Source organism: Polaromonas sp., from assembly GCF_030682935.1.
Lineage (GTDB): Bacteria > Pseudomonadota > Gammaproteobacteria > Burkholderiales > Burkholderiaceae_C > Polaromonas.
The window spans coordinates 1-4,265 of the sequence record NZ_JAUXNA010000062.1 but is presented as its reverse complement, the minus strand read 5'-3'; the positions used below and the strand labels follow the sequence as shown (position 1 = coordinate 4,265).

At 59.7% G+C, this 4,265-nt stretch carries 6 protein-coding genes and 2 pseudogenes; 3 read left to right on the top strand and 5 right to left on the bottom strand.

Going from position 1 to position 4,265, the window contains the following annotated elements:
• The 5 genes and pseudogenes from Q8K05_RS02325 to Q8K05_RS02305 all read right to left on the bottom strand — a co-directional run.
• Positions 1 to 269, bottom strand: a pseudogene (locus tag Q8K05_RS02325) (lipoyl synthase); the annotation flags it as partial.
• 25 nt (positions 270 to 294) lie between these two features.
• Positions 295 to 969: a lipoyl(octanoyl) transferase LipB gene (gene lipB, locus Q8K05_RS02320; protein ID WP_305244929.1), complete on the bottom strand. Its 675-nt coding sequence runs from the start codon at positions 967 to 969 to the stop codon at positions 295 to 297.
• A gap of 22 nt (positions 970 to 991) precedes the next feature.
• A complete protein-coding gene (locus Q8K05_RS02315; RefSeq protein ID WP_305244928.1) occupies positions 992 to 1,300 on the bottom strand; it encodes a YbeD family protein in 309 nt (102 codons plus the stop codon).
• Positions 1,301 to 1,355: 55 nt separating this feature from the next.
• Entirely contained in the window at positions 1,356 to 1,886 is a 531-nt protein-coding gene (locus Q8K05_RS02310; protein WP_305244927.1) for a DUF2062 domain-containing protein, read from the bottom strand.
• Between the two features lie 64 nt (positions 1,887 to 1,950).
• A complete protein-coding gene (locus Q8K05_RS02305; protein WP_305244926.1) occupies positions 1,951 to 2,397 on the bottom strand; it encodes a DUF4149 domain-containing protein in 447 nt (148 codons plus the stop codon).
• 371 nt (positions 2,398 to 2,768) lie between these two features.
• Here Q8K05_RS02305 and Q8K05_RS02300 point away from each other — a divergent pair, with 371 nt between their 5' ends.
• From Q8K05_RS02300 to Q8K05_RS02290, 3 genes and pseudogenes are all read left to right on the top strand, one after another.
• Positions 2,769 to 3,194, top strand: a complete 426-nt coding sequence (locus tag Q8K05_RS02300) for an ATP synthase subunit I (protein ID WP_370868756.1) — start codon at positions 2,769 to 2,771, stop codon at positions 3,192 to 3,194.
• 22 nt (positions 3,195 to 3,216) lie between these two features.
• Entirely contained in the window at positions 3,217 to 4,110 is an 894-nt protein-coding gene (gene atpB, locus Q8K05_RS02295; RefSeq protein WP_305244925.1) for a F0F1 ATP synthase subunit A, read from the top strand.
• 46 nt (positions 4,111 to 4,156) lie between these two features.
• Positions 4,157 to 4,265: pseudogene (locus Q8K05_RS02290) on the top strand (F0F1 ATP synthase subunit C); the annotation flags it as partial.

The following is a 4,265-nucleotide window of genomic DNA, read 5'->3' as shown; positions in this document are numbered from 1 at the left end:
GGGCAGCTGGCTTCCTCGCACACCGTCACCAGCTTGTTGCCGCGCAGGATGTCCTTGATCTCGTAAAAGCGCGTGCTGGGGCTGCCGGCCTTGACGCGAATCCAGTCCGGCTTTTTAAGCACCTCGCCGCGCTCGACCTTGACCGGAATGCGCGACAGCTTGGCGGCGGCCTTCTGCTTGGCCAGCGGGTTGTAGTCCGCCACGCTTTGGACTTCACGGACAACAGGATTGGCCGGATGGGCGGTGGGCTTGGCTTCTGGAGTAGTCATGGTGTGTTGGGTGTTTCTGTCGGGTTTAGGGGGCCAGGTAAGTGACGAGCTTTTGGCTCAGCACGTCTGCCGCCTCCTGCCAGCTGGCCGATGCGCCGATTGTAGAAAGGTCTGTGGTTTGCAGCCCGGCATAGCCGCAAGGGTTGATGCGCGAGAAGGGCTCCAGGTCCATCGCCACATTGAGCGCGACCCCGTGGTAGGTGCAGTGGCGGCTGACCTTGATGCCCAGCGCGGCGATTTTGCCCAGGCCGCGAAACGGGTCGGACGGGTGCACCGGGCCGGTCAGCGCGGCATGCGACGCCGGGTCGTCCAGCCGCACGTAGATGCCGGGGGCGCCGGCCACCCGGTGCCCGGTCACGCCAAAATGGGCCAGTGTGCGGATCACGGATTCCTCGATGCGGTAGACATATTCCTTGACGAAATAGCCGGCGCGCTGGAGGTTGATCAGCGGGTACGCCGCCACTTGGCCAGGGCCATGAAAAGTCACCTGGCCGCCGCGGTTGGTCTGCACCACGGGAATCTCGCCCGGGTTAAGAATATGGTCAATTTTCCCCGCCAGCCCTTGCGTGTAGACCGCAGGGTGCTCGCAAATCCATAGCGCGTCAGGCGCGGCTTCGTCGCGCGCGGCGGTGAAGTCCTGCATCGCCTGGTAGGTGGGCAGGTAGTCGACCCGGCCTAGATGACGCACATTGGTCTGCATGAACAGTGTCGGGCTCAGCGACTCACAGAACCACTTTGACCATGGGGTGCGTGCTCAGCGTGCGGTACAGCTCATCAAGCTGCTCGCGGCTGGTGGCGGTGACGGTGATGGTCACGCCCAGGTACTTGCCGCCCTTGCTTTCGCGCAGTTCGATGGTGGTGGCGTCAAAGGCCGGGTCGAACTGATGCGCCACGCAGGTGATGGCCTGCACCAGGCCGTCGACTTTCACGCCCATCACCTTGATGGGAAACAGCGACGGATAGTCGATCAGCGATTCCTGACGTGCAGGTTCGGGTGTTGTTGGGGGGGTGTTTTCAGAGGAGGAATTCATGGGGAGGACTCGTGGTTGGCTTGCGGCGAAGGGCGGTGGCAGACGTCACGGTGTTCTAGCGGTTGCGGCGCTTGAACCAGATGCGCACGCGCCAGGCGAGTTTGACGGTGATGTAGCCGGCTGCCGCACCGCCCACCGCAAAAATACCCATGCCCAAGATGGTGGGCGCACCCACCGACGCCAGCCAGGTCAGAACGCCAGCGTTTTCCGCCACGGGTGCCGGCGGAGGGGCTACCAGCACCAGGCTTCCCACCCGGTAGGCCAGCCAAAGCCAGAAACCGACCGTGAGCGGGTTGGTAATGAGCGTCATGCCAGCGGCCACCGCGATGTTGCCGCGCCACCACACACACAGTACGACAGCCGCCAGAATCTGGGCGACCGGCAACGCGAAGGCCCAGAACAGGCCAATCGCCACGCCGCGCGCCACAGATTCGTGTTGCAGGCGCCACAACTGGGGGTCCAGCAGCCGATGGGCGACGGGCTTGAGCCAGGGATGGGCCGCCAGCACCTCGCGGGTGGGCAGCGAAGCTCTCAGGCGATCTTCCCAGTGCGAACTCTTTCGCGCCACCTTTTTGGGGGCGCTCATGGCCGGGATCGCGCCGGCAAGATGCGGGTTGGGTCAAGGATCATTGCAGTGAAATTATCGTGCGTCAGACCAGAAAAATGGCGGCGCCAATGGCCAGTGCGCCCAGTACCAGGTTGAGCAGCGCCAAAATCACGATTTGCCCGACGCGGCGGCCGCCCTCTGGCCAGTTCGACGCGCTGACCGCCTGTTTGAGGCGGCGAAACGGACCAAAATAAAGGTGGCCGAACAGCGCAAACATCAACAGGCCTATGCCCAGCATCAAATGCCAGCCTACAGGCGCCGCCTTCATTCCAGCGTTCAGCAGCATGGGCAAGCCCGTCAGCAGCAACATGCCGATGCTCAGCCATACCAGCACGAAAAACCGGCTCAGCACTTGCGCAATCAGCGGCAGGCGCTGCGGCGGTGACAGCAGTGCTGTAGCGGCAGGGCGCAAGGCAATCAACACAAAACTGACCCCGCCCAGCCAGATAATCGCAGCAAGCAGGTGCAGAAAATTCATCAGTGCGTACATGGGCAGGTCTTTCGTCGAAGGGGGGAATGTCAAGCAAACCGTGTCATCATGAAACGGTGTGACGGGGTGTTGCGGTGTGCGTTGTTTTGGTCCGGCATCGCACGCGTCACACTATTGTGGCCTACTCGCCGGGCGCCCCAACGCGAGCGGCTCCATGGCCAGAAATAAAGATGGCGCGCACAGGTGCTGTCAATACGCAGGGGTTTCTACGTATAATCAAAGGCTTTGCTAATAAGCGCCTCGTAACCTTCGTGTAATTTGTGACTGTCAAAATAACAAATTCGCCCATTGCCCCCGCGCCTGTAATTCAGGATGCTGCTGCCCACTGGACAGAAGTGGCAGATGAGGCTGCGGATGAAGGGTTCAAGCCCTTGACGCATGAAGAAGCGCAAAAGATTCGCGCGTCGAATCCCGCGGTCTCTGCCTGGACGGTGCTGGCGGGGCAGGTGGTGGTGGGTTTGTTGGTGGCTGCGGTGGCTTGGGTGGTGACGGGTCAGCCCCGGATGGGCTGGTCGGCTGCTTACGGTGCCTTGGCGGTGGTGATTCCTGCGGCGCTGTTTGCCCGCGGCTTGTCACGCCAAAAGGCGGTAGCTGATGGAAATGCTGCGTTGCTGGGATTTTTTGTGTGGGAGTTGGTCAAGATTGCCTTGACGGTGGCGATGTTGTTCGCTGCGCCACGGTTGGTTTCGGATTTGAGTTGGCTGGCTTTGCTGGCCGGGTTTGTGGTGACGATGAAGGTGTACTGGGTGGCCATGTGGCTTCGCTTGGCGCCGGCAAAGTCGCTCAAGAATATTTAAAGAATTGATGGACTGTTGACCTATGGCTGCTGCTGAAAACGCTGGAACAATTGCCCCGACGGCCGGAGAGTACATCCGTCATCACTTGCACCATCTGCAAAAAGACTTTTCTTTCCAGAACGTCGAGCAGCATGGCATTGTTGACTTCAGTCTGTTTAACCTGGACTCGGTGTTTTACTCCGTCGTGCTGGGCGTGATTGGATCCTTCTTTCTTTGGCGTGCTGCGCGCAAGGCAACATCCGGTGTGCCGGGTCGCTTCCAGGCCGCGGTCGAAATTTTGGCTGAAATGGTTGAAAACCAGGCCAAAGGCGTTGTCCACAATGCCAAGAGCCGCAAGCTGGTATCGCCATTGGCGCTTTCCGTGTTCGTCTGGATTTTTCTGATGAATGCCATGGATATGCTGCCCGTGGATGCGATCCCTGCGCTGTGGCATGGCGCCGGTCCCGCGCTGGGCTTCAAGGATTACATGCGGGTGGTGCCGACGGCGGACCTGTCCACCACGTTGGGTCTTTCTTTCAGCGTGCTGATTGTTTGCCTGGTCTACAACATCAAAATCAAGGGCATCGGCGGCTGGGCGCACGAACTCGTGGCTGCGCCTTTCGGCGACAAATGGTTTCTGTATCCGGTCAATTTCCTGATGCAGATGATTGAATTTACCGCCAAGACCGTCTCGCACGGCATGCGGTTGTTCGGCAACATGTTTGCCGGTGAATTGGTTTTCATGCTGATCGCCCTGATGGGCGGCGTATGGGCCTGGCAGTTCAACCCCCTCACCGGTGGTTTCTGGCTAGGATTCGGGCATGTTGTCGCCGGAACCGTGTGGAGTATTTTCCACATCCTGGTGATCACGCTGCAAGCCTTCATCTTCATGATGTTGACGTTGATTTACGTGGGGCAGGCCCACGATTCACACTAATCTTTCTTTTTTTCTTCGCTTCTCTTCTCACTTTTAAGGATAAATCATGGAAAACGTTCTCGGCTTCGTCGCGCTGGCTTGTGGTCTGATCGTCGGTCTCGGCGCTATCGGTGCCTCTATCGGTATCGCCCTGATGGGTGGCAAGTTCCTCGAAG